The 24,670-nt window shown below is 71.2% G+C and carries 16 protein-coding genes; 14 read left to right on the top strand and 2 right to left on the bottom strand.

The features are described from left to right. Positions 1–409 precede the first annotated feature (409 nt). The 11 genes from EMA17_RS49685 to EMA17_RS49635 all read left to right on the top strand — a co-directional run bounded on the left by EMA17_RS49685 (position 410) and on the right by EMA17_RS49635 (position 19,055). Positions 410–1,774 (top strand): VWA domain-containing protein, encoded by a 1,365-nt coding sequence (locus EMA17_RS49685; protein WP_246127425.1) that lies wholly within the window; start codon positions 410–412, stop codon positions 1,772–1,774. Between the two features lie 169 nt (positions 1,775–1,943). Further along, on the top strand, positions 1,944–2,621 hold the full coding sequence (locus EMA17_RS49680) for a hypothetical protein (protein WP_126643809.1): 678 nt from the start codon (positions 1,944–1,946) through the stop codon (positions 2,619–2,621). A gap of 2 nt (positions 2,622–2,623) precedes the next feature. Further along, the gene (locus EMA17_RS49675; RefSeq protein ID WP_126643808.1) at positions 2,624–5,053 is read left to right on the top strand and encodes a hypothetical protein; all 2,430 of its coding nucleotides are present in this window, start codon (positions 2,624–2,626) and stop codon (positions 5,051–5,053) included. Positions 5,054–5,820: 767 nt separating this feature from the next. After that, positions 5,821–7,968: an AfsR/SARP family transcriptional regulator gene (locus EMA17_RS49670; RefSeq protein WP_246127430.1), complete on the top strand. Its 2,148-nt coding sequence runs from the start codon at positions 5,821–5,823 to the stop codon at positions 7,966–7,968. Beyond that, the gene (locus EMA17_RS49665) at positions 7,943–9,178 is read left to right on the top strand and encodes a kynureninase (RefSeq protein WP_126643806.1); all 1,236 of its coding nucleotides are present in this window, start codon (positions 7,943–7,945) and stop codon (positions 9,176–9,178) included. Before EMA17_RS49670 ends, EMA17_RS49665 begins: the two co-directional genes overlap by 26 nt. 137 nt (positions 9,179–9,315) lie before the next feature. Then, the gene (locus tag EMA17_RS49660) at positions 9,316–10,905 is read left to right on the top strand and encodes a tryptophan halogenase family protein (RefSeq protein WP_126643805.1); all 1,590 of its coding nucleotides are present in this window, start codon (positions 9,316–9,318) and stop codon (positions 10,903–10,905) included. Between the two features lie 31 nt (positions 10,906–10,936). After that, positions 10,937–11,488: a flavin reductase family protein gene (locus EMA17_RS49655; RefSeq protein ID WP_246127421.1), complete on the top strand. Its 552-nt coding sequence runs from the start codon at positions 10,937–10,939 to the stop codon at positions 11,486–11,488. A 185-nt stretch (positions 11,489–11,673) separates the two neighbouring features. Continuing rightward, positions 11,674–13,149: a cation:proton antiporter gene (locus EMA17_RS49650; RefSeq protein WP_246127419.1), complete on the top strand. Its 1,476-nt coding sequence runs from the start codon at positions 11,674–11,676 to the stop codon at positions 13,147–13,149. Beyond that, on the top strand, positions 13,067–14,599 hold the full coding sequence (locus EMA17_RS49645; RefSeq protein WP_126643803.1) for a tryptophan halogenase family protein: 1,533 nt from the start codon (positions 13,067–13,069) through the stop codon (positions 14,597–14,599). Before EMA17_RS49650 ends, EMA17_RS49645 begins: the two co-directional genes overlap by 83 nt. A gap of 114 nt (positions 14,600–14,713) precedes the next feature. Then, on the top strand, positions 14,714–18,097 hold the full coding sequence (locus tag EMA17_RS49640) for an AfsR/SARP family transcriptional regulator (protein ID WP_126643802.1): 3,384 nt from the start codon (positions 14,714–14,716) through the stop codon (positions 18,095–18,097). 94 nt (positions 18,098–18,191) lie between these two features. Next, the gene (locus EMA17_RS49635) at positions 18,192–19,055 is read left to right on the top strand and encodes an alpha/beta hydrolase (RefSeq protein ID WP_126643801.1); all 864 of its coding nucleotides are present in this window, start codon (positions 18,192–18,194) and stop codon (positions 19,053–19,055) included. Positions 19,056–19,192: 137 nt separating this feature from the next. Here the strand turns inward: EMA17_RS49635 and EMA17_RS49630 are convergent, their stop codons facing one another. Both EMA17_RS49630 and EMA17_RS49625 read right to left on the bottom strand, forming a co-directional pair. Continuing rightward, positions 19,193–20,728, bottom strand: coding sequence for an MFS transporter (locus tag EMA17_RS49630; protein WP_126643800.1), 1,536 nt, complete (start codon positions 20,726–20,728; stop codon positions 19,193–19,195). Between the two features lie 197 nt (positions 20,729–20,925). After that, a complete protein-coding gene (locus EMA17_RS49625; protein WP_126643799.1) occupies positions 20,926–21,936 on the bottom strand; it encodes an Lrp/AsnC family transcriptional regulator in 1,011 nt (336 codons plus the stop codon). 408 nt (positions 21,937–22,344) lie between these two features. Here EMA17_RS49625 and aroF point away from each other — a divergent pair, with 408 nt between their 5' ends. From aroF to EMA17_RS49610, 3 genes are read left to right on the top strand one after another with little or no spacing between them, the layout of a single operon-like run. Beyond that, a complete protein-coding gene (aroF, locus tag EMA17_RS49620) occupies positions 22,345–23,406 on the top strand; it encodes a 3-deoxy-7-phosphoheptulonate synthase (RefSeq protein WP_246127417.1) in 1,062 nt (353 codons plus the stop codon). Position 23,407: 1 nt separating this feature from the next. After that, positions 23,408–24,001 carry a hypothetical protein gene (locus EMA17_RS49615; protein ID WP_126643797.1) on the top strand — a complete coding sequence of 198 codons (594 nt, stop codon included), beginning with the start codon at positions 23,408–23,410 and terminating at the stop codon, positions 23,999–24,001. Beyond that, on the top strand, positions 23,998–24,663 hold the full coding sequence (locus EMA17_RS49610) for a DUF6875 domain-containing protein (RefSeq protein WP_126643796.1): 666 nt from the start codon (positions 23,998–24,000) through the stop codon (positions 24,661–24,663). The genes EMA17_RS49615 and EMA17_RS49610 overlap by 4 nt, the downstream gene beginning before the upstream one ends. Positions 24,664–24,670: the final 7 nt, after the last annotated feature.

Genomic DNA, 24,670 nt, shown 5'->3' with positions numbered 1-24,670 from the left:
CCCGACTCCGCCCCTCCTCCAAAGTTCACGTGCCCGCACCCGGTTCCGCCACCACCGCGCCCACCTCGGAGCCTCCCGATGCGTCGAACCCACCGTAGTCGGGCAAGGCACGCCGGGACGACCGCTCCGACGGCGCGGGCCCGACGCGGCGCCTCGTGTGGGCGTGGTGTTGCACGACGGTGAGGGATCCTCGGGGGCCGGACACGGTGTGCCGGCGTCGACGTGTCGCGCCGTCTACGCCCCAAGGCTCGGGGGAGGGGGCGGGGTGCGGTTCGTGCCGGGTGGGTTTCCGTTGGTGATGCTGCGGTCGCCACCTCGTACGACCCCGCGTCGGGAACCGTCCACGGGCCGCGGTGTGACGACCGGACCCGTGTGCGGCGTGCGGGGACGGGTGGGTCAGAATGGGTCGATGCGTTCGATGCCCAACCAGCCGCAGGTCCTGCCGGCGGGTGCCAATACGGCGGTGCCCACCGGAGTTCTGGACGTCACCCTGGCGTTTACGCCCCGACCGGGTACGCCCGTCCCGGACCTGTGCGCGCTGCTGCTCGGTACCGACGGACGCGTGCGCTCGGACGCCGACTTCGTCTTCTACAACCAGCCGTCGGGCGCCGGCGGCGCGGTGCGCTGCGTCGACGTCTCGGGAGAGGGCGGCACACGGGCGGCGGTCCGGGTTTCGCTCGGCGACCTACCGCCCGACGTCGAACGTGTGCTGGTCGCGGCGTCGGTCGACGGCGGACGTTTCGCCGATGTCACCGACCTGGCCACGCACGTCGTGCGGGTCGATGCCCACGACCCACACGGTTCGGGCGCGTTCGCGGCGCACTGCCCGGGCTCCGGCGGCGGCACGGAGACGCTGCTGGTCGTGGTCGAGTTCTACCGCCGTCAAGGCGACTGGAAGCTACGGTCCGTCGGGCAGGGCTACGCCGCCGGCCTGGCGGGACTGGCCACCGACTACGGAGTGGACGTCGCCGACGAATCGGCGCGGCCGACAAGCGCCCACACGGCCGGCGGTACTGCGGGCCGTCCCGCGCCGGCGCCCGTGTCACCGCCTGCCGCGAAGGGCGCGGATCCCACCCGGGACACCGCGGCCCTGCCCGCCGACCTCGCCCGGCGGATCGACCTGCGCAAGGAGCGGGTGGCGGTGTGTCTGGAGAAGAAGGGACTCGCCGGCACCCGGGCACACGTGGTGCTCGTCCTGGACGCCTCCGGGTCCATGTACGACGTGTATGGGCAGGGTACCGTCGCGCGCATGCTGGAGCGCCTGGCGCCGGTCGCGGCCCGCCTCGACGACGACGGCACCCTGGACGTGTGGTTGTACGCCGACCGCGCCCGCCGGCTACGCGACCCGTTGCGCATACCCGAACTCCGACGCTGGATGAAACAGTTCCGCAAGTGGCCGGACAACGTCGGCGTCGGCAACGACGAACCCGTGGTGATGCGCGAGTTGGTGTCCGCCTATCGCCGCTCCGCCGACGGACTGCCCACCCTCGTCCTGTTCGTGTCCGACGGCGACGTGTGGGCCGACGACGAGATGGCCCGCATCCTCACCTCCGCCGCCGAACACCCGATGTTCTGGCAGTTCATCGGACTGGGGAACAGCCAGTACGGCGTCCTCGAACGCCTCGACACCCTGCCCGGGCGCATCGTCGACAACTGCAACTTCTTCGCCCTCGACGACTTCGACTCGGTCACCGACGACGACCTGTACGACCGCCTGCTCGGCGAGTTCCCCCACTGGCTCGCCGCCGCCCGCACGGCACGACTGCTCGGCTGACCGCGCCGGTGCCGCCACCGCGCGCAACCGGCCGAGTCGGGCCCGCCGTGCGGCGGCGGATCGGCCGGGCGGAGCGGCCGTCGTCGGCGTCATGGTGCGTCCGGCGTGACGGCGCACCAACCGGCACCCCCGCCTGAACCACCCGGCCGGCAGGTAGCCTACGGCCCTCATGTCGAACAACCCGGTCAGCCTGAACGCGCCGCTGCGGCTGTGTACCTCGTTTCGGTTCCCGATCGCGGATCGCGCCGCGCGGACCGACGTGTTGATCGGCGCGGCATGGCTGTTGGTACCCGTCGTCGGATGGCTGCTCAACCTGGGCCACCGCGTGGAGGTGGTCCATCGGCTCCAGCACGGTCGGCCGGGATTCCCGGCCTGGCGGCACCCCGGACGCCTGCTGCGGCACGGACTGGTCACCGCTGCCGCGATGATCGGCTACACCGCGCCCGGCGGCCTGCTGACGGCGGCCGGACTCTTCTGGGGCAGCGTCCCTGTCGCGGTCGTCGGGGGTGTGTTCCTCCTTGCGGCGATCGCCGCGATTCCCGGGTTCATGACCCACTACTGCGTTGCCTTCGACGCCTGCGAGTTGTTCGATCCGGTCCGGGCGCTGCGCCGGGTGGCCGCCTGCGGTGCGGCCTATTGGCGGGCGTGGGGCATCGCGTTGGCCGGCCTGGCGGTGTCCGTACTGGGCCTCCTGGCCGTCGGGGTCGGTTTCCTGGTCACGAGCGTGTGGTTCTGGCAGGTGGCGGGGTTCGGCTTCGCGACGGTGTTCACCGACACCCATCAGCTCGGCCCGGCCGGGGCGGAACCTCCGTTGCTTGTGCACACCGAGACGAATGAGGTCGAGTAGGCATGGACGATCGCTCCCCGGACGTGGCGCTCGGTGTGCTGCTCGGCTTCGCCGATCGCGACGGCCTCGACGCGGCCGTGCGGCGGATGCCCGAGCTGTGCGCCGCCGCGTTGACGGCGTCGCGCGTGCCACTGCCCGAACTCGTGGACACCGCGGCCGCGTCCGACCATCCTGCGGTGACGCTCGCGCTCGCCCGTCTGCCGTACACGCCCGTGCCGGTACGGCTGCGGCTCGCACGCCGCGGCGACGCAAGGTTGGCGGCCGCGCTGTTCCGCGGGAGTTTCCCCGACGGGGGTTCGGACCTGGTACGCGAGGCCGTGCTCGGGTCCGCCGACCCGGCCGATCCCCACTGGTTCGCCGACGACGGACTGGTGGCCTCGCACCTCCTCGGGCCCGGCCTGGACTACCGGGCGCGGGTGTTCGAGGAATGGACCGACGGGGCCGGCCCGACACTGGAGTACGCGCCCGCGATCATCGACCTGGTGCCCGCGCTGACGACCCGGCTGCCAACCCTGCGCGCCACGGCGTTCCGGGAGTTGGCCTACGCCATGATCCGGCCGCCGGAGGACTACGCCGCAGCCGACACCACCGGCCGGACGTTGCGGCGGCTCCTCGCCGCCGGGTACATCCCCGCGTCCAGGAGCGTCGCGGAACTGTCGCGCGCTGGTGGGGTGGAGGCCCAAGTGGCCGCTTCCCTCACCGAAGGGCCGCTCGACTGGGCGGTCGTACGCGAGCACCGAGCCCTCGGCCGACTGGACGATCGTGTCCTCGCGTTCCTGGCCGCTCGCGCCGACTGTCCTGCGAACCTGCTGGACCGGCTCTTCGACAGGAGCCCTTGGGAGACCCTCGCCGTCGCACGGCGCATACCCCTCGACATGTTCCGCAGGCCCGGGCTGCGGCAATATTCGGACGAGTGGCGGTCCGCGCTGCGGCGCCACCTCGAGAGCGGCGCCCTCGACGCGCGGCAGGTCCTCGCGGCCCTCACCCCCGCGCATGAGGTCGCGGCGGCGCTACCACAGGAATCGCCGGCCGTACGCGAGGCGTTGCGCGCGCAGGCCGCCCGTCTGGGCGGGGACCCCCGAGCGTGGCGGCGCCTCGCGTACACCGGCACGGCGGCGCAGGTGACCGTCGTCGGCGCGGTGGACGATGCGGCCGGCCCGACCGCGGCGGCCGAGCCCGAGCCGACACCGGAGCACCCGGCCGACTGGCCGAGTGTCGACGAAGAACGCGACAGGTACCCGCTGTTGCGCGCCCTGTTCCCGCACCTCGCGCCGCAGCACCAGAACCGGGTCCTCGAACACCTCGACGTCGCGCTGCTGCGCGCGCTCCTGGCCGACCACCGCTCCGGCGAACTACACGACCTGGTCATCGAGACGCGCGCAGGTACGGCCGTCGCCGCCGAGGCGGCCTGCGGCAGGCTTACCCGGGCCTCCGTCGCCCGCCTGCTCGGCCTCGACGATCCGCGGGTCAACGCCGCCCTGTACACACACGCCGATCTGACCTACGCGCAGCGCCTGCGCGTCCTGTCCGGCCGCGACCGCACCGGCCGCCCCGGCGCGCTGCCCGTCGCCGACGCCGTCGCCGCGTACCTCCCCACCACCCGCCCGAAGTCCCCCTTTTCGTGGGCGTCGGCCGCGATGGTCTCGGGGAACCCGGTGGCCGTCCGGACCGGGCTGCGGGCCTACACGCCGCGCACCACCGCGCTGTGGGCCCGGATCGTCTCCGCGCTGTGGGAGTCCCACGGGCCGGGCCATGTCGAGCTGCTCCTCGACGAGTTCGCTCCGGAACGGACACCCGCCGCGCAGCGATGGACCCGCCGCCCCGTGAGCGCCGACTCGGCCACGATCCGCCGGGCGCTGCACGCGCCGGAAGGACCGGCCGGGTTCCGAGCCACGTGCGCCCGCGAGCATCCGCCGCAACTACTCGTCGACGCGATGGCCGGGTCCGGGCCGGGCTCCGAGCAGCACAACCAGGTGAACTTCCTGATGGAGTGGGGCCCACCGAGCCCCGCCGACTGGGCGGCGTTGGCGGCCGCGCGGCAGGCGGGCCGGCTGACCACGTCCTGGAACACGACGGTACTGGCGACCCACGGTGCGGGCCTGGGGCACCCGGCCGAGGTCGTCGAGGCGGCGCTGCGGCCGGCACTGGCGGTGGTGTACCGCCCGCTCGGTGCCCTCGCCCGCGACGTGTACGGCGACGGCTTCCACATCGCCGCCCGCATCCCGGCACGCGCCGCTCTGCTCCTCTACGCCCATGCGGACGCCGACGTCGCGGCGGACGGCGGCGCGACCCGCTGCGCGGTTCGTGACACCCTCCGCGACAACCCCGACGCCTGGGCGGCGGCTGCGGCGCTGCTCCCGGACTTCACCGGCACGCTGCTCGAACTCCTCGAAACAGCGGAGCGCATGACGACCCGCGGGGCGACCGGCTGACGGCCCGCCACGCCCCCGCCCGGTACGCGTTGCCCTCCCGTCGCGCCCATGCCCTGGAGGGCGAGCGTGGCGCCCAAGGTCAAGCCGACCAGGGCACGTCGAGTGCGCATGACGTTTTCCTTTTACTGTCGTTGGTCGCTGGGGTTCATCGTTGATTCCGATGGCTCGAAGCCGACCGGTGGCCCCGGGTGAAGTCGGCCGGCCGAGTGAATTCCCGATCGACGCCGACGGCGTCGAGGGGATGGCCTCCGAACTCGGCGCGCTCGACCGGGGTTTCGCGTGTCTGTTGCGGACGCACAGCGAACGAGGGCCCCGCCACGACCCCCACGGGCCGGACCCGGTTCGGTCGAGGTGGCCGGGGTGGGGAGAGGTGGTAACTCCCCCTGGCGGGTTGGGGATTCGCGATGCCGCAGGGTGAACCGGTGGGATCTGTGAGGGAAATTCGCCATGCGAGGTTCAGGCGGTTCGATGATATTTGTGGCTGAATGAACCTCATTTTCATTTTGTCATGGAAACTCCAAGGCGTTTGAGTGCTATCCGTCGTCGGGGCCGGCGGCCGTGTCGAAATCGGTCAGTCGGCGAATATCGACTGGTGCGCCGGGGGTCCCGTCCATAGCGTGCCAAGCTGCTGACGCTGAAAGTCTGCGGGGAGGCTAGGCATGCTTGATCTCTCGAAGCATTATTACGAGACGACGGGGACGATCTCGCACAGCACGGGATGCGACCCCGAGGACCGGATGGAAATTCGAATCCTCGGGCCGGTGACGATGTACAGAGGGGGAATCGAGACCACGTTCGACGGAACCAAACCCAGCACGGCTTTGGCGGGCCTGCTCCTGGCCCACGGGACGGTGCTGTCCGACGCTCGGATGAGCAGCTACCTCTGGGGCGACCGACCGCCCGCCACCGCGAGTTCACAGATCTACACGTACATCTCGCGGCTGCGCAAACTGCTCGGCCCGGCCGGTACCTACATCGTGCGGCGCCAACCCGGCTACGCGCTTTCGCTGGGTCCGGCCCGCTGCGACCACGAGGAGTTCGAGCGACTCAGCCGAGTAGGCCAAGCGGCCCTGACCGACCGGCGGTTCGAGGACGCCTCACGGCATCTGTCGGCCGCCTTGCGGCTGTGGCGCGGCCCGGCCCTGGCGAACGTGACCGAGTTCCTGGCCGCCAACGACGGCCCGTGGCTGGAAGAGGCACGGATGCGGGCGCTGGAGGCCCGGATCGAGGCCGACATGGAACTCGGCCTGCACGCGCGGCTCGTGCCCGAGTTGACCGCACTGGTGGAGGGCCACCCGGTGCGCGAGCGCATGCGCACCTACCTGATGATCGCGCTGTACCGCAGCGATCGACAGGCCGACGCGCTGGAGATCTACCAGCAGGGCCGGCACGTGCTGGCCGAGCAACTCGGGGTGGACCCGGGCCAAGCGATGAACACCGTCTTTCGGGGGATTCTGGACGGTGATCCCACACTCGGGCGCACCGCGGACGGGGCCGGCGCACGGGTGGTCACCACCAGCGCGTGGAGTCGGCTGCGGCCGGCCATGCTGGCGCCCGACATCGTCGACTTCACCGGCCGAAACAGCGAACTCCGAGTGATCGAGACCCTGTTGCGGGCGGGCTCGGCGGCCCCGGCGGCCTCCGGGGAGTCGGACCACGCGCACCGGCCGGCCCGTGCGCCGAGCAGACCGGTGGCGATCACCGGGATGGCCGGCATCGGCAAGACCGCGCTCGCGATGCGGGCCGCCTACCGGTGCCTGGACGTCTTCCCCGACGGTCAACTCCACGTGGATCTCGGCGGTCTCGACGAACGTCCCAAGGATCCGAGGCAGGTTCTCGGCTGGTTCCTGCGCGCGCTGCGCATCGACGAGTGGGCGATCCCCGATTCGATCGAGGAACGCGTCCAGCTCTACCGCAGCAGGCTCGCCGGCCGACGGATGCTGATTCTGCTCGACAACGCGCGGGACGAGAGCCAGATCCGACCACTGTTACCCGGCGCCACCGGTTGCCGGGTACTGATCACCAGTCGCCACTCGCCGACCGCCCTGGACGGAGTCAGCCTGATCGAACCGGGCCCGCTGTCCATGGACGAGGGATTGGAACTGCTGTCCCGGGTCTCGGGGGAGGCCCGGATCCGGGCCGAGCGCGAAATGGCCCGCCGGCTGGTCGAGTTGTGCGGCGGTCTACCGCTCGCGGTGCGGATCGCGGCCGTTCGCCTGCACGCGAGACCGCACTGGCAAGTGGCCTCGCTCGTGGTCCGGCTGGCCGCGGAGCGCGGCCGGCTGGACGAGTTGCGCACCTCGGACCTGGACGTTCGATCGGGGATCCGGCAGAGCTATCGCGAGCTGGCTCCGCACGCGCGGCGGGCCCTGTGCCTGCTCTCCCACCTGGACGTGCCCGACTTCCCGTCGTGGGCCGCCGCCGAGATTCTGCGGCTGCCCCACGACCAGGTCGAGGACGTACTGGAGACGTTGGTGGACGCCCGACTGCTCTCCTTCGTCCCCGGCGCGGGTGGGACCACGACGCGCTATCGGCTGCACCGTCTGGTGCGGATATTCGGCCGCGAGGCCGCCGACCTCGAAGTGGCCACCGCGCCGGAGCTCGCCGCCGTCCTGGACCGGGCGTTGACCGCCTGGGTGCACCGCGGGTACGCGGCGCAAGCCGCCCCCGTGCGTGAGGGCGAACACTGGTTGGAGGACGAGAAGAGCGCCCTGATCGCCCTGTTCCGACAGGCACGAGGGGCCGGAAAATCTTCCTGCGCCTGGGAGTTGGGCCAGAACATGGCCCGTTTCCTGGATCGCTGCGCCTATTCCGAGGACCGGGTGCTCCCGGTCGCACCGGCGCTGGGCGCGGCGCGCATCGCATCCCGGAATCGACGGAGGCAGGCACATGCCCACGACGCGCACCGACGCTGAACGATTGGACGCAGAGGACGTGTTGGCCGGCTTCCGGGAGCGGTTCGCGCTGCCGCCGGGGCTGATCTACCTGGACGGAAACTCGCTCGGGCCGCTGCCGACCTCGGTCGCCCCCGCGGTGCACGAGACCATCCACAGACAATGGCGCGAGGATTTGGTGCGCTCCTGGGTGGACTGGATGGAACTGCCCACCCGGGTGGGGGATCGGATCGGCGCCCTGCTCGGGGTCGGCCCGGGACAGGTCGCGGTGGGCGACTCCACCTCGGTGCAGTTGTTCAACACGCTGATCGGGGCGGCCCGGTTGCGGCCGGGCCGGCAGGTGCTGTTGACCGATCCGCGACACTTTCCCACCGACCGCTACATGGCCGAGTCGGCGGCCAGGCTGCTGGGCCTGCGGGTGGTCGAGGTGCCCGCGGGGGAGGCGGCCGGGTGGTTGGCCCGAAACGGCCGCGACGTGGCGGTGGCCGCGTACCCGGTGGTGGACTACCGCACCGGCGAGTTGTGGGACATCGCGGGCATCACCGCGGCGGCGCACGACGCGGGCGCGGTCGTCCTGTGGGACGTCTGTCACGGCGTGGGCGTGCTGCCGCTCGAATTGGCGCGCCACGACGTCGACCTGGCGGTGGGCTGTACCTACAAGTACCTGTCCGGCGGCCCCGGTTCACCGGCCTTCGTGTACGCCGCCGAACGCCACCACCAAGCCCTGGACCTGCCGCTGGCCGGCTGGCTCGGACACGTCACCCCGTTCGCCACCGGTGGCCCGTACCTGCCGGCCGCCGGCATCGCCCGGGCCGTGGTCGGGACACCCGCGATCCTGTCGTTGGTCGCCCTGGACGCCGCGCTGGACGTGTACCGCGACGTCGCGGTCGAGCAACTGCGCGACAAGAGCCTCTCGCTCACCGCGTTCTTCATCCGCTGCGTGGACGAACTACCGGACGAACCGGCGTTCGAGGTGGTCACCCCACGTGCGGCCGAGCGACGCGGTGGGCACGTCTCGCTGCGGCACGAACACGCCTACGGGATGATTCGCGCCCTGATGCCGCAGGGCGTCGTCGCGGACAGTAGGCCGCCGGATCTGCTCCGTTTCGGATTCCATCCGCTATATGTCTCGCATCAAGACGTTCGGGAAAGCGTCGAACGCTTGTGGCGAGTCGCGGAAACCAAACAGTACACCGATCCACGATTCGCCCGAACCAGCGCCTACGGTTAGCCGATTGCCTCGTCGGTGAGCGATCGCACATCGGTCCGGGCCGGCTCATAGGAAAAATATAGAGCCGTCTCACAGGATGCTCTCCAGGGTCGGCCGCGGGGATCGAACCCCGCGGCCGCAGGCCGAAGGAGAGACTCGTGGACCATCGCATCAAGAGGCTGGTCGTTCTCGGCGGCGGGACGGCGGGGTGGATGACCGCCTCGTATCTGGGGAAGGCCCTCCAGGGTGCCGTGGACATCACGGTCCTGGAGGCGCCCACCATTCCCCGAATAGGTGTCGGCGAAGCCACCGTGCCGAACCTGCAGTCCGCGTTCTTCGACTACCTCGGGATTCCCGAGGACGAATGGATGCGCGAGTGCAACGCGAGCTTCAAGGCGGGCATCCGGTTCGTCAACTGGCGCACCCCCGGCAACGGCGCGGCACAGCCACGCGCACTCCACGGCGGCGTCGACCACTTCTACCATCACTTCGCCAACCTCCCCGAGCACGACGGGATCCCGCTCTCGCACTACTGGCACCTGCGCACCTTGCGGGGCGAGACCGACGTGCCCTTCGACTACGCGTGTTTCGCCGAAGCCGAGGTGCTCGACGCCAAGAAGGGCCCGCGCTACGGCGACGGCAGCCAGGCCACCGGCTACGCCTGGCACTTCGACGCCAACCTGGTCGCGGACTTCCTGCGTCGGTTCGCCACCGAGAAGCAGGGTGTGCGGCACGTCCGGGACGAGATGACCGAGGCGGTCCTCGACGAGCGGGGCCACATCACCGCGCTGCGCACGAAGGAGGGTCGACTCCTCGAAGGCGACCTGTTCGTGGACTGCTCGGGCTTCCGCGGCCTGTTGATCAACCAGGCGATGGAAGAGCCGTTCCTGGACATGTCCGACCAACTGCTGTGCGACAGCGCCGTGGCGACCGCGATCCCGCACGACGACGCCGCCAACGGCGTCGAGCCGTTCACCTCGGCGATCGCGATGAGTTCCGGCTGGACGTGGAAGATCCCGATGCTGACCCGCTTCGGCACCGGCTACGTCTACTCGAGCAAGTTCACCGGCCAGGACGAGGCCACGCGCGAGTTCTGCGACCTGTGGGGTCTGAACCCCGACCGCACCCCGTTCAACCACGTACGCTTTCGGGTCGGCCGCAACCGCCGGGCCTGGGTGCGCAACGTGGTGAGCATCGGACTCGCCTCGTGCTTCGTCGAACCGCTCGAGTCGACCGGCATCTACTTCATCTACTCGGCGGTGCACCAACTCGCCAAGCACTTTCCGGACAAGCGCTTCGACCCGACCCTGGTCGACCACTTCAATCGCGAGGTGGAGAGCATGTTCGACTTCACCCGCGACTTCATCCAGACGCACTTCTACTTCTCGCCGCGCACGGACACGGAGTTTTGGCGGGCCAACAAGGAGCTTCCGCTCGGCGACGACGTCCGGGAGAAGATCTCGTTGTATCGGGCCGGATTCCCGGTGAACACCTCGCAGGCCGGCGAGCGAGTGTACTACGGCAATTCCGAAGTGGACAACAAGAACTTCTGGAACAACACGAACTACTGGTGCATCTTCGCCGGCCTCGGCCACCTCCCGGATCGTGTGTTGCCCGCCCTGGAATACAAGCCGGCCTCCATCGAAAGTGTCGAGAACCTGTTCGCCGAGGTCGAGTCCCGGCGGCGACACCTGCTGGCCGAGCTGCCCACCACGCACGAATTCCTGCGCCAACTCCACGGTAAATGACCTCGCTCGACCGGGACTTCTGGAGTAATTCGTGACGCATTCCATCCGGGCCGACGTACACAACGACGTCCGGGTCGATCACCCCGCGGAGCCGACCGACCGGGCGGACCGACTGCGAGCCTTCATGGCCGGCTTCCCCACCGGTGTCGGCGTGCTCACCACGCTCGACGCGGGAAACCACCCGTGGGGCATGACCTGCACCTCGATCAGCTGCGTGACGCTGTCGCCGCCCACCCTCCTGGTCTGCCTGCGCCAGGGCAGCCCCACGCTGGAAGCGGTCCGAGCCGGCGGCACCTTCGCGCTCAACCTGCTGAGCGGACACGCCAGGAGCACGGCCGAGTTGTTCGCCTCCGGCGCTCCCGACCGGTTCGCGCGCACCCCCTGGTGTCTGCCCGCCGGCGCCGGCGGCCCGCATCTGGACGAGGCCGCACACGGGGTCGCCGACTGCAAGGTGGTGCGCGACGACGTCGTCGGCGATCACGCGGTGATCTTCGGCGAAGTGCTGGGCACGGCCCACCGCTCACTGCCCGATCCGCTGCTGTACGGCCTGCGTGGCTATGCCGCCTGGCCGGGGCAGCCCTGAGACCCCGCGGCGCGCCCGCCGCCCCCCGTCGGCGGCGCGCCGCGGTCCCCACGTCCACACCGGCGCCGTGCTCGCCCCGACCAGAGAAGGTCGCGATGTCCATCCGTGAGAACTCACCGACAGGGAGCGGGACCGACCCGCGGCCGGTCCTCGAGCGCGAGAACCCGCCCGCACCCGACCCGCCGGTGTCCCGCGGCAGACAGATCCTGCTCTACGTGCTGGTCGTCGGGCTGTCGGTGGCGCTCATCCTGGCGGGCCTGTGGTCGGGCGTGCGCCACTACGGCGGACACGGCACGCACACCACCGGCGGGGTGCGAACGACCGCCGCGGACACCTTCGCCCACCTGCTGCTGGCGCTGCCGGTCGTATTGCTGCTGTGCCACCTGATGTCCCGACTGTTCCAACGCATGGCGCAGCCCGGGGTGATCGGAGAGATCTGCGTGGGCATCCTGCTGGGACCGTCCCTGCTCGGCCTGTCGTGGCCCACCGGATACCACTGGCTGTTGCCCGAATCGCTCAACGGGTCGATCAACGTGCTGGCCCAACTGGGCCTGATCTTCTTCATGTTCCTGGTCGGCTACGAACTGGATCTGCGCCAGGTGCGCGGTCGCGGCCGGATCGTATTGATGATCAGTCACGTGGGAATCGCGGTACCGATGCTCAGCGGCGTGCTGCTGGCCCTGGTCGGATACTCCTCGCTGGCTCCCCACGATGTGGGATTCGTGCCGTTCGCGCTGTTCTTCGCGGTGTCCATGAGCATCACCGCCTTCCCGGTGCTGGCCCGCATCCTGATCGACCGCCGGATGGAACGTACCCGCCTCGGCGCGCTGGCGCTGGCCTGCGCCGCCGTCGGCGATGTCACCGCGTGGTGTCTGCTGACGGTCGTGGTGGCGACCACCGGACACTCCTCCGGCTTCGGAGTGGCCCGAACCCTGCTGAGCACCCTCGTGTTCAGCGCGGTGATGTGGGGCGTGATTCGTCCCGCGTTGGCCCGCCTCGAAGGCGCCGGGCGCGAGCAACCCCGCAGGCTCTCGGACGCGGCGGTCCTGCCCGCGCTGCTCGCGGCGATCATGCTGGCCGCGCTGGCCACCGACCGGATCGGCATCCACGCGATCTTCGGCGCCTTCCTGCTGGGAGTGATCGTCCCGCGCGGTTCGGTCACGGTCGAGGTCGCGTCGGCACGGATGCGGGACCTGACCGTCACGCTGCTGCTGCCGCTGTTCTTCGTGTACTCGGGCCTGCGCACCGAGTTCGGCCTGTTCGGCTCGGACCCGCGGTTGTGGTCCTGGTGTCTGACCATCACCGCGGTGGCCGTGATCGGCAAGTGGGGCAGCACCGTGGCGGCCGCCCGCGGCCTGGGCATCCCCGGCGGCGAGGCGCTCGCCCTGGGCACGCTGATGAACTGCCGCGGCCTGACCGAGTTGATCGTGCTCAACGTGGGTCTGGATCTCAAGGTGATCACACCCACTCTCTTCACGATGTTCGTGACCATGGCACTCGTTTCCACCGTGATGACCTCGCCGGTCCTCACCCTGATCGATCGCCTGGCGAACTCCCGACGCAACCGAAAGGACGACAATGATCCGCAACGTGGTGATCGTGGGCGGCGGCACGGCGGGCTGGATGACCGCCACCTACCTGAAGCAGACCTTCAGGGATGAGGTGTCCGTCACCGTCGTGGAGTCGGAACGGGTGGGCACCGTCGGCGTCGGCGAGGCGACGTTCAGCACCATCCGCCACTTCTTCGCCTATCTCGGCCTCGAGGAGCGGGACTGGATGCCGAGCTGCGCCGCCTCGTACAAGCTCGGTATCCGGTACGCCAACTGGCGCGAGGTCGGCACCTACTTCTACCACCCCTTCGAGCGGCTCCCGGTACTCGACGGATTCACCCTGGACGACTGGTGGTTGCACCTGGACGGCGACGTGGAGAACTTCGACACGTCCTGCCTGCTGCTGTCCGCGTTGTGCGAGGCGAACCGCTCGCCGCGCCTGCTCGACGGCAGCCTGTTCACCACGCTTCTCGATCGCGAGATCGGCAACGCCAACGAGCAGCGCACCCAGTTCCCCTACGCCTACCACTTCGACGCCGACCTGCTCGCCAAGTTCCTGACCACGTTCGGCGTCGAACGCGGCGTGCGCCACGTGGTGGACGACGTGGTCGAGGTGCGCCGCGACGAGCGCGGTTGGATCGACCACCTGGTCACCACCGAGCACGGCGACATCCCCGGCGATCTGTTCGTCGACTGCACCGGCTTCCGCGGGTTGCTGATCAACGGGGTGCTCGAGGAGCCGTTCGAGTCGTTCGAGGACGTGCTGCCCAACAACCGCGCGGTGGCCCTGCGGGTGCCCGCCGACCCCGGGCGGGAGATGGCGCCCTACACCTCCGCCACCGCGGCCGAGGCCGGGTGGATCTGGACCATCCCGCTGTACGAGCGCGTCGGTACCGGGTACGTCTACTCGGACGAGTTTTGCGACCCGGCCGAGGCCGAGCGCACGCTGCGCCGATTCGCCGCACCCGATCGGCCCGATCTGGAGGCGAACCACATCCGGATGCGGATCGGTCGCAATCGCAATTCCTGGGTGAAGAACTGCGTGGCGATCGGCCTGTCCAGCGGCTTCGTGGAGCCGCTCGAATCGACCGGGATCTTCTTCATCCAGCACGGCATCGAGCAGCTGGTGAACTACTTCCCCGACCGCGACTGGGACCCGGCACTGGCGGTGCGCTACAACCGCAGCATTGCCGAGGTGATCGACGGCGTGAAGGAGTTCCTGGTCATGCACTACTGCGCGGCCGGACGTGAGGACACCCCGTACTGGAAGGCGGCCAAGTCCCGCGCGGTGCCCGAGGGGTTGGCCGAGCGGCTGGAGTCCTGGCGCACACTGCTGCCCGAGCCGGACACCATCTACCCGCGCTTCCACGGCTTCGAGGCCTACAACTGGAAGGTGATGCTGATCGGGCTCGGCAAGGCGCCCGCCCGGCCCCGACCGGCCTTGGCCGGCCTGGACCCCAGCGGCGCGATGGCCGAGTTCGCGGCGATCCGCAGGCAGGCCGAACGACTCGTCGCCGAACTGCCCGGCTGCCGGGAGTACGTGAGCCGACTGCACGGCTGACCCGGGGCCCGTCCGCCGGACCCGCCCCGGGCCCGGGATCGCCGCCGGGTCGGCGGCATTCGCGGATACCGGTCGCCGATCGGCGACCGGTATCCCCTGTTCTTGGAGAAACCAGTGACCACAGCATCCTTTCCGGTGTACCGCTCACCGGCGGTCCGCGGGGGCGGAGACGGTGCGACGTCGCCCGACTCGGACCGCGGCTCACCCGATCGCGCGGACTTCCTGATCCTCGGACCCCTGGAAGTGGTCGTCGACCATCGGTCCGTTCCCCTCCGGGCACCCAAACAACGCAGCCTGCTGGCCTGCCTGTTGCTGCACGCCGGACAAACGGTGGGGGTCGAGAAGCTGCTCGGCCACCTCTGGGAGGGCAACCCTCCGGCCAGCGGCCGCAACGCCCTGCACGTGCACATGAACCGGCTGCGCCAGACATTGGAACGGGCGGGCGGTGAACGGCTGATCCACACCGTGCCCGAGGGGTATCGCATCTCGATCGCCGCGTCGGCGCTGGACCTGAACCGCTTCGACGACCTGGTCGAGCGCGCCGAACGGGCGCGTCAGGCCGATCGGCCGCAGGAGGAGACGGATCTGCTCGCCGCCGCCCTGGCCCTGTGGCGCGGCCCCGCGCTGGACGACGTACCCGCGGAGGCCCTGCAACGGGAGGCGGTGCCCGTGCTGACCGAACGCCGGTTGCGCGCCGCCGAACGATACTTCGACGTCGGCCTCTTCCTGGGCCGACAGGACCGGATCCTGGCCCCGCTGCGCGAGATGACCGCCGAACACCCCTACCGCGAACGGTTCTGGTACCAGCTGATCCTCACGCTGTACCGCTGCGACAGGCAGGCGGAGGCGCTGGCCGCCTACGCCGAGGTCCGCGACCGGCTCAACGAGGAACTGGGCATCGATCCCGGTGAACGGCTGGTGCGTCTGCAACGGGCGATCCTCAGCGGTGCGCCGGCCCCGCCCGCCGAGTCCGCCGCCAAACACCGCACGGCGCCGGCCGATACCCGCGGCTCGTGGACCTCGCTGTACCAACTACCGAGGGACGAGCGCGATTTCGTCGGGCGCGAGGCGGTACTCGGAGGCATCGTCGAGGCCGCCACGCCGCACCACGGGCTGCCCGCGTCGCCGGTCGTGGTGCTCTCGGGCGGCCCGGGAGCGGGGAAGACGGCGACCGCGCTGCGGGCCGCGCACCGGTTGCGCGGACAGTTTCCGGACGGCCAGTGGTACGTGCGCCTCAGCGACACCGACGACAGCCCCCGCGATCCGGCCGAGGTGTTGGCGGAACTCCTGAGCGCGTGCGGTTCACGCCGGGTGCCGCCCGGCCTGGAGGCACGGGCGGCCGCGCTGCGTGCCCAACTGGCGGACCGCCGCGTGCTGTTGCTCCTCGACGACGTCACCTGCGCCGAGCAGGTCACGCTGCTGCTGCCGGGTACCGCGGGCTCGACGGTCCTGGTGACCAGCCGCGTGGACCTCCCGGAGCTGAGCGCGTCCTGCGGTGCTCGACTGTTCGCGCTGTCGGACGAACTGACCGAGAGCGAATCCGCCGCCCTGCTCGAAGGCGTGCTGGGTACGGCCCGGCTCGCCGCAGAGCCCGAGGCCGCAGCGGAGTTGGCCCGGCTGTGCGACCGCCTGCCCCTGGCCCTGCGGATCGCCGCGGCGACGCTCGCCGCCGATCCCCGGTGCCGCCTCGCGGACTACGTGGCCCGGTTGCGCGAGGGGGACCCGCTGAGTCGGCTCACCCTGGGACAGGGTCCCCGGGCCGGCGTGCGCGACGCCTTCCGGGCCGCGGCCGGGCTGCTTTCGCCGCAGGCCGCGCGGGTGTATCGGCTGTTGCCGCTGACGCCCGGACCCGATTTCGGCACCGCCACCGTCCGGGTGTTGGCGGGCCTGGCCGACGACAGACGGGCCAAGGAGATCCTCGACCGGCTCGCGGCCGGCCACCTGGTCGCCCCCAGCGGCCCCGGCCGGTTCCGGCTGCGTGGACTCACGCGCGCGTACGCCAACGAGTTGTCGCGCACCGCGGATGCCCCGGACGAGCGGACCCGGGCCGCGCGCCGCATGAACGAATGGCTGTTCGCGGGTGTGCGGGAGGCGGTGCGCCGGCTCGGCCTGGGTACCTTCCCGGAGTTCCCCGGATCGGGCGACGCGCCGGCGCGCTTCGCCGAGGCCCGCGCCGCCTCGGCCTGGCTCGACGCCGAGCGGGCGACACTGGTGGCCCTGGTGGAGGCCGGTGACGCCGAATGTCCGGCGATCGCGCTCGCCGCGTTGCTCGGTCCCTACCTGGCCGAGGGCGGGCACCACGATCAGGCGCTGCGCTGCGCCCTGGCCGCACGGGCGGCCGAACAACGCGCCGGGTGCGGGTGGTCCGCGGCCACCTTGATCGGGCTCGGTTTCGCCCATCTGGGCCTGGGGCGTTCGACCCGGGCACGGCTGTACTTCACCCGGGCGCTCGAACGCGACATCGCGACGAGCGAGCCCTGGCAACGGTTGGCCGCCCTGCGCGGCCTCGGGCTCGCGATCGGCGTGGAGCGGCACGGCGCGAGGGCCGTCGAGGTGCTGACCACCGCGCGTGACCTGGCCGACCGGCTCGGCGGACCGCGGGCGGCGGCGTGTGTGCGGCGGGATTTGGCGGCCGAGTTGCACCGGGCGGGCCGGCTGGACGAGGCCCGCGAGGAGTTGCTGGTCGCGCTGCGCGACACCCGCCTCGTCGAGCCGGGCGAATCCGGCCCCGGCATTGCCCGAACGTTGTGGCGGCTGGGCCTGGTCTCGCACGACCAGGGCCGGGCCGAGCGGGCCGTCAGCTATCTCGCCCAGGCGTTGGCGTCCGGCGGTACGGCCCACGATCAGGCCGCGATCGAGGCCGTGTTGGCCCGGACGTACCTCGAACGCGGGGGACTGGGCACCGCGGCCCGACACGGCGGCGAGGCCCTGCGGCTGGCGTGTGCCGGCGGCGACGCGCGGTGTCGGGCACACGCCTTGAACGTGCTCGGCGAGATCGCCCGGGTGCAGGGGCAACGCGACCTCGCGTTTCGGCATCACACGGTCGCGCTGAGGCTGGCCCGTCGGGTCGGCTCGACGCGGGGCGAATGCGAGGCCCGGACCGGTCTGGTGCTGGTGCTGCTCGCGGAACGCGACGCCCGTCTGCTCCGGCCGGCGAGGTGGCACGCCCGGGCGGCGGTCGGCACGGCCGTCCGCGCCGGTCACCCACTGATCTACGCGCGTGCCTGCCACACCCTGCACGCGGTCTCGACGGCGTCGAGCGCGACGGGCGCAACTCGGCCGCGGCGCGCCGAAACGGTGTCGCGCGCATGCGTGTTCGTGGTTCAGGCGGACAGGTCGGAGCCGGCCCTGCCGCGCAGACTGCCCGCACCGCCCGCGTTTCGGCAACAGGAGGCGTCGGCGCCCGCGCTGATCGGGCCGGGGCGCACGAGGCGAACGTGTCGCGATGCCACCCGGCGCGAGGCGGGGGAGCGGGAGGCGCTGGAGGACAGCGCCTGAGACGCGTCGCCGACGAACCCCGCAACCGTCGAACCCGGAAACCCGTCGAACATCGAACGCCGGCGCTGCGGCGTCGATCGAATGTGGAGGACCCATGACCATCGTCTACGGCGCGTTCGATCGAGCCGCGCTCGACCGGGAGTACTCGCCGAGTTCCCGCGCGCCCGACTTTCTGCGGACCCTGGACCAGGCCGCGGATCGCAGTCGGCGGGCACGCGCCGACCTGGCCTGCCGCCCGGACGTGCGATACGGACCCGATCCGGCCGAGCGGCTCGACTACTTCCCCGCGACCCGGCCCGGCGCACCGCTGTTCGTGTTCGTCCACGGCGGCCACTGGCAGCAGTGCAGCAAGGAGGAATCGGCCTTCGCCGCACCCCGGTTCGTGAGCTCCGGGGCGGCGTTCGCGGCGCTGGGATACGGATTGGCGCCGGGCAACTCGCTGGCCGAGATGGTCGCGTCGGTGCGGCGCGCGCTGCGCTGGTTGGGCGAGCACGCCGACGTGCTCGGACACGCGGGCGACGCGGTGTACGCGGGCGGGAGTTCGGCCGGCGCCCATCTCGTCGCGGCGGCGCTCAGCGGACCCGAGGCGGGGCCGCGAGTACCGGGGGTGTGCCTGCTCAGCGGGGTGTACGACCTGCAACCGATCCGGTCGAGCTACGTCAACGACGCGCTGGGACTGGATCGGGAGACCGCGGAGCGCTACAGCCCGCTGCGTGCGGGAACCCTCGCCGCACGATCGGTGATCATCGCCCGAGGTGCCGACGAGACCTTCGAATACGCCCGGCAGCAAAGGGAGTTCGTCCAGATGCTCCAGGCCCGGAAGCACCCGGTTCGCGATCTGGTGGTGGTCGGACGCAATCACTTCGACCTGCCGTTCGATCTCGGTCGGGTCGGGACCTCGGTCGGTGACGCGGTGCTGGCACAGATGGGCCTGTCGCCACCCGCCGCCCGGCCCTGAACACCACACGCGCGCCGGTCGGACCGCGGGCTTCGGTCCGACCGGCGCGCGCGTGTGGCAGGACCCGACCGGCGCGCCCCGCGGCCCGATCACGGCACCGGGCGGCCCGGTTCCGCGAGGATCCGCCGGGCGGGACGTCACACGTGTCCCACCGCCGAGGTCACCTCCGCCGACTCGGGCTCCTCGTCGCTCGATTCCCGGGACGCGGGTGTGTCGACCAGGACGAAGACCACGAGCGCGGCCAGGAGGGCCATGCCCGCGGCGACCCATAGCGTCACGTTCAGGCCCGAGGCGAAGGCTTCCCGGACCAGATGATCCATCGAGGCCCGCTCGGGTTCGGGGGTGCGGGCGATCACGCCCTGCGCCTGACCGCCGGTCAGGGCCCCGGCCACGTCGTGGGCGTCGGCCAACCGGCCCTTGTCGGTGAGCACGTCCTGGACCCGGGCCTGGAAGATGACGCCGAACACGGCGATGCCCAGGGCGAAGCCGAGTTGGCGGAAGGTGTTGACCGCACCACCGGCCATGCCGCCACGAGCCGCCGGAACCGAGGCCAAGGCGGCACCGGACAGGGTCGGCGTGACCAGACCCACCCCGACGCCGGCCACCAGCAGGCCGCCGATGATCACCCCGCCCGACGAGCCGGCCTCGACGAACGCCTGCAACGCCGCGCCCGCCGCGATGAAGAGCATGCCGATGCCGATCGCGGGTTTGGGGGCCCACGGTCCCAGTCGACCCACCAGGGCGGAGAGTACGAACGCCGAGATGCTCAGCGGCAGGATGTACAGGCCCGCCTTGATCGGCCCGTAGCCCAGAACGGTCTGGAGCCACAGGGACGTGAACAGGAGATAGGCGAACGCCGCGGCCTGCATCAACAGGCCGGCCGACATGATGCCCACGAACGACCGGCTCCGAAAGAGCGTGAGATCCAGGATCGGGTACGGGTGCCGGCGCTCCACCACGATGAACACGATCAGCGCGACCAGGCCGAGTCCGAGCATGCCCAGCGTGTTCACCGACGTCCAGCCGTCGACGTGGGCCCGGATCAGCGCGAAGGTGACCGACCCGGCGGCGACGGTGAACGCGACGATGCCCGGGAGGTCGATGCGGTGGCGCTCCGCGGGGCGCTCCTCCCTGAGCACCCGCACGCTCAGCACGACCGCGATCACGCTCACCGGGAGGTTGACGTAGAAGATCCAACGCCAGTCCAGGTATTCGGTCAACAGACCGCCGACCACCGGTCCCGCCGCCGCGGCCACCGCGTTCGTGGCACCCCACACGGCGAACGCGACGGCGCGGTCCTTGCCCCGGTAGTGCGAGCCCAACAGGGCGATGGTGGTGCCGAACATGCCGGCCGCGCCGATGCCCTGGACACCTCGGGCCGCGATCAGCACGCCGGCGTCGGGGGCCAGCGCACACACCAGTGAGGCGACCGCGAAGACCACCAGTCCGACCAGGTAGGTGGCCTTGCGACCGAGGAGGTCCGCGGTCGATCCGATGCCGAGCAGCAGCGCGGCCAGCGCCAACGCGTAGATGTCGACGACCCACTCCAGATCGGACAACTCGGTGTCCAGATCGGTCGCCATGTCCGGCAGGGCCACGGTCACGATGGTCACGTCCACGAGCAGCATGAACGTACCCAGGCAGATCGCCACAAGGGGCGGCCACTTACGCATGAGTTTCCTCTCGGCGGCGGGGGTCGATGTCGAGAACCCGGTCACCGAAACCTTCGTGGCGATCGGCCGGACCGCGCCACGCAGGGGGCCCGCATTGCTTGTTTTCGACATCACGACCGCCGACGAGGTGGGAAATCGTCGAGACGCGCCGGACAAGACGGCCGACGGTTCCACCGCCGACGAACGCGCCGGGTCCTTCAGCGCCGGGGCGGACCGCTCCCGGCGGACAACGACTTGGGTACGCTGCCGGCGCGCTTGACCGAGCGGATGACCGGAGCCGTCTCCATCGCCACCACCTGGGTCAACGTGGCGATCCGTGTGGTCAGGTAGTGGTAGAAGTCGTCGGTGTCGTGGCAGGCGACCATCGCGACCAGATTCGCCGAGCCGGTGACGGCGGCGGCGAAGGCGACCTCGTGATGCCCGGCCAGCGCCTCACCGACCGCGACCAGGGCCGCCGGGGGCACGGAGAGCCACAACATCATCTCGGCCTCGTAGCCGAGCAGCGCCGAATCGATCTCCACGTCGAAGAACAGCGCCCGGGCCCGGCGCAGCCGCTCCAACCGGCGTTTGGCGGTCGATTCGGACCAGCCGGTCACCTCGGCCAGCTGGGCGTAGCCGGCCCGACCGTCCAGGGCGAGCATGGCCAGGAGTTTGCCGTCGCCCTCGAACATCTCCAGTCGCTCGCGCTGCGTGGGGGGATCACCCAGCCCCGCGTCGAGTTCGCGGATCTGGTCGGGGGTCAGCGAGTCGGCCTTGCCGTGCCAGCCGGTCGGGCCGCCGGAGAACGCGTGCAGGATGTTGTGCGCGGTGACACCGACCACGCGTGGAGTGCGCGGTAACTTCTGCAGGAGCAGCGAATCGCCGTCGGTACGCGGCCCGCTGCGGGTGACGCAGACGATCTCGGTGCCGCCGGCGGTCAGGCTGACCCAGGAGGTGTCGTCGCGCCGGGCCAGGGCGGCGGCGACGCCGGCCGCCGCGTCGGGGCTGCACTGGATCCGGACCAGCCACTCGACCTGGCCGAAGCGGCTGACGTCGGGCAGGCCCAGCACCCGCATGGCACCGGAGTTGTGCAGCTTGCGGTAGCGGCGGGCCACGGTCTGATCGGATACGTCCAGGACCGCGGCCACTCGACTCAAAGGCGCGCGCCCGTCGATCTGGAGCGCATGTACCAATTGCCGTTCCAGCCGGTCGAGCCTGGTGGAATCCACCCCACGACGCTACTTGAAAGCCGATATCCGGCGCCAGAGGCCGGCCGGCTTCGGCCGGCAGGCCGCTCTCGTCGACGTCGAGTCGTATGCCGCCGGGCCGGCCGGTGCCGCCCGTGCTCGCCGCCGGCCGGCGGTTGGCCCAACGCCTGTCGCCGGTCTCGGCGCGACGTTGAAAAGGGGGCCGGGCACCCGGTGCGAGCGGGCGAACCGGTCGCACCGAAATGCCCGGCCCGGACCCACCGGGCGCGGCCTTTGGTCGCCTTCGACGTCCCGCCCGGCCACCGCCCCGCGTACGCAAGAGACACGACAGGGGTGCGTAAGTGCGCCCTGCCAGTGTCCGATTCGGCCTGGACGGAGGTTCGGGTCGCGCCATCAGGACGCTGGGGGACTACGCCGATGATCGTGGTGATGGATCAGACTTCCGCTCCGGAGCTTGCCGAAGACGTGGCTGCGGCGCTTCGTGCGGAGGACATGCAGGTGCTGCGCAGCCGATGCCACGGCCGCGCCCACCTGATCTCGACCGGGACCGCTCCGCGGGGCCTGGCCGAACGCATCCGACCGTTGCCCGGTGTGGAATCGGTGGTCGACACCGAGGACGCATTGCGCTTCACCGGACGCGCCTACCAACGCGCCGACACCGTCGTCGACGTGGCCGGAGTGCCGATCGGCGGCCCGGCGTTCGTGGTCGTCGCGGGGCCGTGCGCGGTGGAGAACCGGGCCCAGATGAGCGACTCCGCGCACGGCGTCGCGCTCGCCGGGGGCGCCATCCTGCGCGGTGGTGCCTACAAGCCCCGGACCTCGCCGTACAGCTTCCAGGGCCTGGGACGCGCCGGACTGCGTCTGCTCGCCGAACAGCGCGAGGTCACCGGGTTGCCGATCATCACCGAGGTGCTCGACGTCGCCGACCTGGACGACGTCCTGGAGGTCGCGGACATCCTCCAGGTCGGCACCCGGAACATGAGCAACGCGACCCTGTTGCGCGCGATCGGGCGCAGCGGCCGACCGGTGCTGCTCAAACGCGGGATGGCGGCCACGATCGAGGAATGGCTGCTCGCTGCCGAGTACATCCTGTCCGAGGGCAACCCCGACGTGGTGTTGTGCGAACGCGGCATCCGCACGTTCGAGCCGGCGACCCGCTTCACCCTCGACCTGTCCGCCGTCGCCGCGGTGCGACGGATCAGCCACCTGCCGGTGATCGTCGACCCCAGCCACGCGGCCGGTCGCACCGACCTGGTCCGGCCGCTCGCGCTGGCCGCCGCCGCGGTCGGCGCCGACGGCGTCATGATCGACGTCCACCCCGACGCGGCCGGCGCGCTGTGCGACGCGGGGCAGGCGCTGCATCCCAAGGAACTCGCCGAACTGACCGCCGACCTCGGCCGGTTGCTGACCGCGACGGGTCGGGTCCTGGCGGTGCCGCCGCCGCGTGCGATGCCGGCACGTCCGCGTGCGCTGGCGACGGAAGGGGTCTGATGTGACCTCTCCCGCAGAGGGGCCCCGCAACGGCGGTCCCGACACCGACGGCGACGACGCGACGGTCTGGCGGCATCGACTCTTCGCCGCCGAAGTGAGCATGGCCAACGCGCTCGAACAACTGGGCGCCGGCGGCTACGACGCGTGGACGGCGATCCTGTCCCGACTGGACGACGGCCGACCCGAGCCCGACGAGACCGACACCGAGGGTTGGCGCTGCGTGTGCCTGCGCGCGTTGGCGCTCATCCGGGGCTACTTCGCCCAGTGCTTCGGCGCCGAGGGTGTGCGCGCCTGGGCCGCACTCGACGCCCAGACGTGGCGCTGGGCCGAGCCCCGGGGCCGACCGCAGGCGGGCGCCGACCCTGCCGCCGCCGAACTCGCGCGTCAGGAGACCGCGGCGTACCCGCGTCCCTCGTGGGAGAGCGGCATTCGCGCCGGCGGCGCCCCCCGGCAGATCCGTCGCACGCTCTCCGCGAGCACCGCGGACCCGATTCCGCTCGGCCGAACCGCCACCCTGGGGTGTTCCGCGCCCGGCGCGTACTGGCCGCCTCGCGCCACGAACTGCTCCGTGATCCGGGACGAGGGCATCCGATGAGGAAATATCCGTTCGTCACCCTGGACGCCGAGCACGACCGGGAGTTGCACACCTGGCTCGGCGACTACATCGCCCAACCGCATCCCGAACTGGGCCGCGACGGCCCGGTCTGCCCCTTCGTCGAACCCTCGTTGCGCGCCGATTCGCTGATCGCGGTGGGTCATCGCTGGGAGGGCCCGCCGCACCTGCCCCGGATGGTGCGGATGATCGAGGACGCCACCCGGATGTTCCGGTCCATCGACTGGAAGGCGCGCAATCCCCAACTGCACGCGCTCGTCGTGCTGGTCACCGACCTGCCCGAGGAGGGCTGGTGGCTGATCGACGAGGGCCATCGGGCGACCAAGGACCGGGCGGTGGCCGAGGGTTTGATGCTCGGCCAGTTCCACCCGGACTGCCGGGCCCCGGCGGCGCGCAACCCGCTGTTCCCCGTCAACCGGGCGCCCTGGCCGATGATCGCGATCAGGAACATGGCCTTCCACGACATCCTCTTCCTGCACGATCACCCCGGCTGGTTCTCCAACTACCGCGACCGGTACGCCCGTTACTACGACAGTGGCGCCCGGATCGACCCGCGGTTCGCCGGCCTGTACGCATCCGCCGTGCGCGCGGCGGACGAGCACGCCGTCCCCGTCCTGTCCGGTCGTGCCGACCGGTCCCGATAATCCGGCG

This window comes from Embleya hyalina, from assembly GCF_003967355.1.
In the GTDB taxonomy this organism is placed as follows: domain Bacteria; phylum Actinomycetota; class Actinomycetes; order Streptomycetales; family Streptomycetaceae; genus Embleya; species Embleya hyalina.
Note: the sequence above shows the minus strand (reverse complement) of the source record. Positions and strands in the feature narration are given on the sequence as shown.

Bases quoted from the DNA above. Each gene is read 5' to 3' on its own strand.
- EMA17_RS49685 (WP_246127425.1), top strand. From the start codon at position 410: ATGCGTTCGATGCCCAACCAGCCGCAGGTCCTGCCGGCGGGTGCCAAT.
- EMA17_RS49680 (WP_126643809.1), top strand. From the start codon at position 1,944: ATGTCGAACAACCCGGTCAGCCTGAACGCGCCGCTGCGGCTGTGTACC.
- EMA17_RS49675 (WP_126643808.1), top strand. From the start codon at position 2,624: ATGGACGATCGCTCCCCGGACGTGGCGCTCGGTGTGCTGCTCGGCTTC.
- EMA17_RS49670 (WP_246127430.1), top strand. From the start codon at position 5,821: ATGTACAGAGGGGGAATCGAGACCACGTTCGACGGAACCAAACCCAGC.
- EMA17_RS49665 (WP_126643806.1), top strand. From the start codon at position 7,943: ATGCCCACGACGCGCACCGACGCTGAACGATTGGACGCAGAGGACGTG.
- EMA17_RS49645 (WP_126643803.1), top strand. From the start codon at position 13,067: ATGATCCGCAACGTGGTGATCGTGGGCGGCGGCACGGCGGGCTGGATG.
- EMA17_RS49635 (WP_126643801.1), top strand. From the start codon at position 18,192: ATGACCATCGTCTACGGCGCGTTCGATCGAGCCGCGCTCGACCGGGAG.
- EMA17_RS49630 (WP_126643800.1), bottom strand. From the start codon at position 20,728: ATGCGTAAGTGGCCGCCCCTTGTGGCGATCTGCCTGGGTACGTTCATG.
- aroF (WP_246127417.1), top strand. From the start codon at position 22,345: ATGGATCAGACTTCCGCTCCGGAGCTTGCCGAAGACGTGGCTGCGGCG.
- EMA17_RS49610 (WP_126643796.1), top strand. From the start codon at position 23,998: ATGAGGAAATATCCGTTCGTCACCCTGGACGCCGAGCACGACCGGGAG.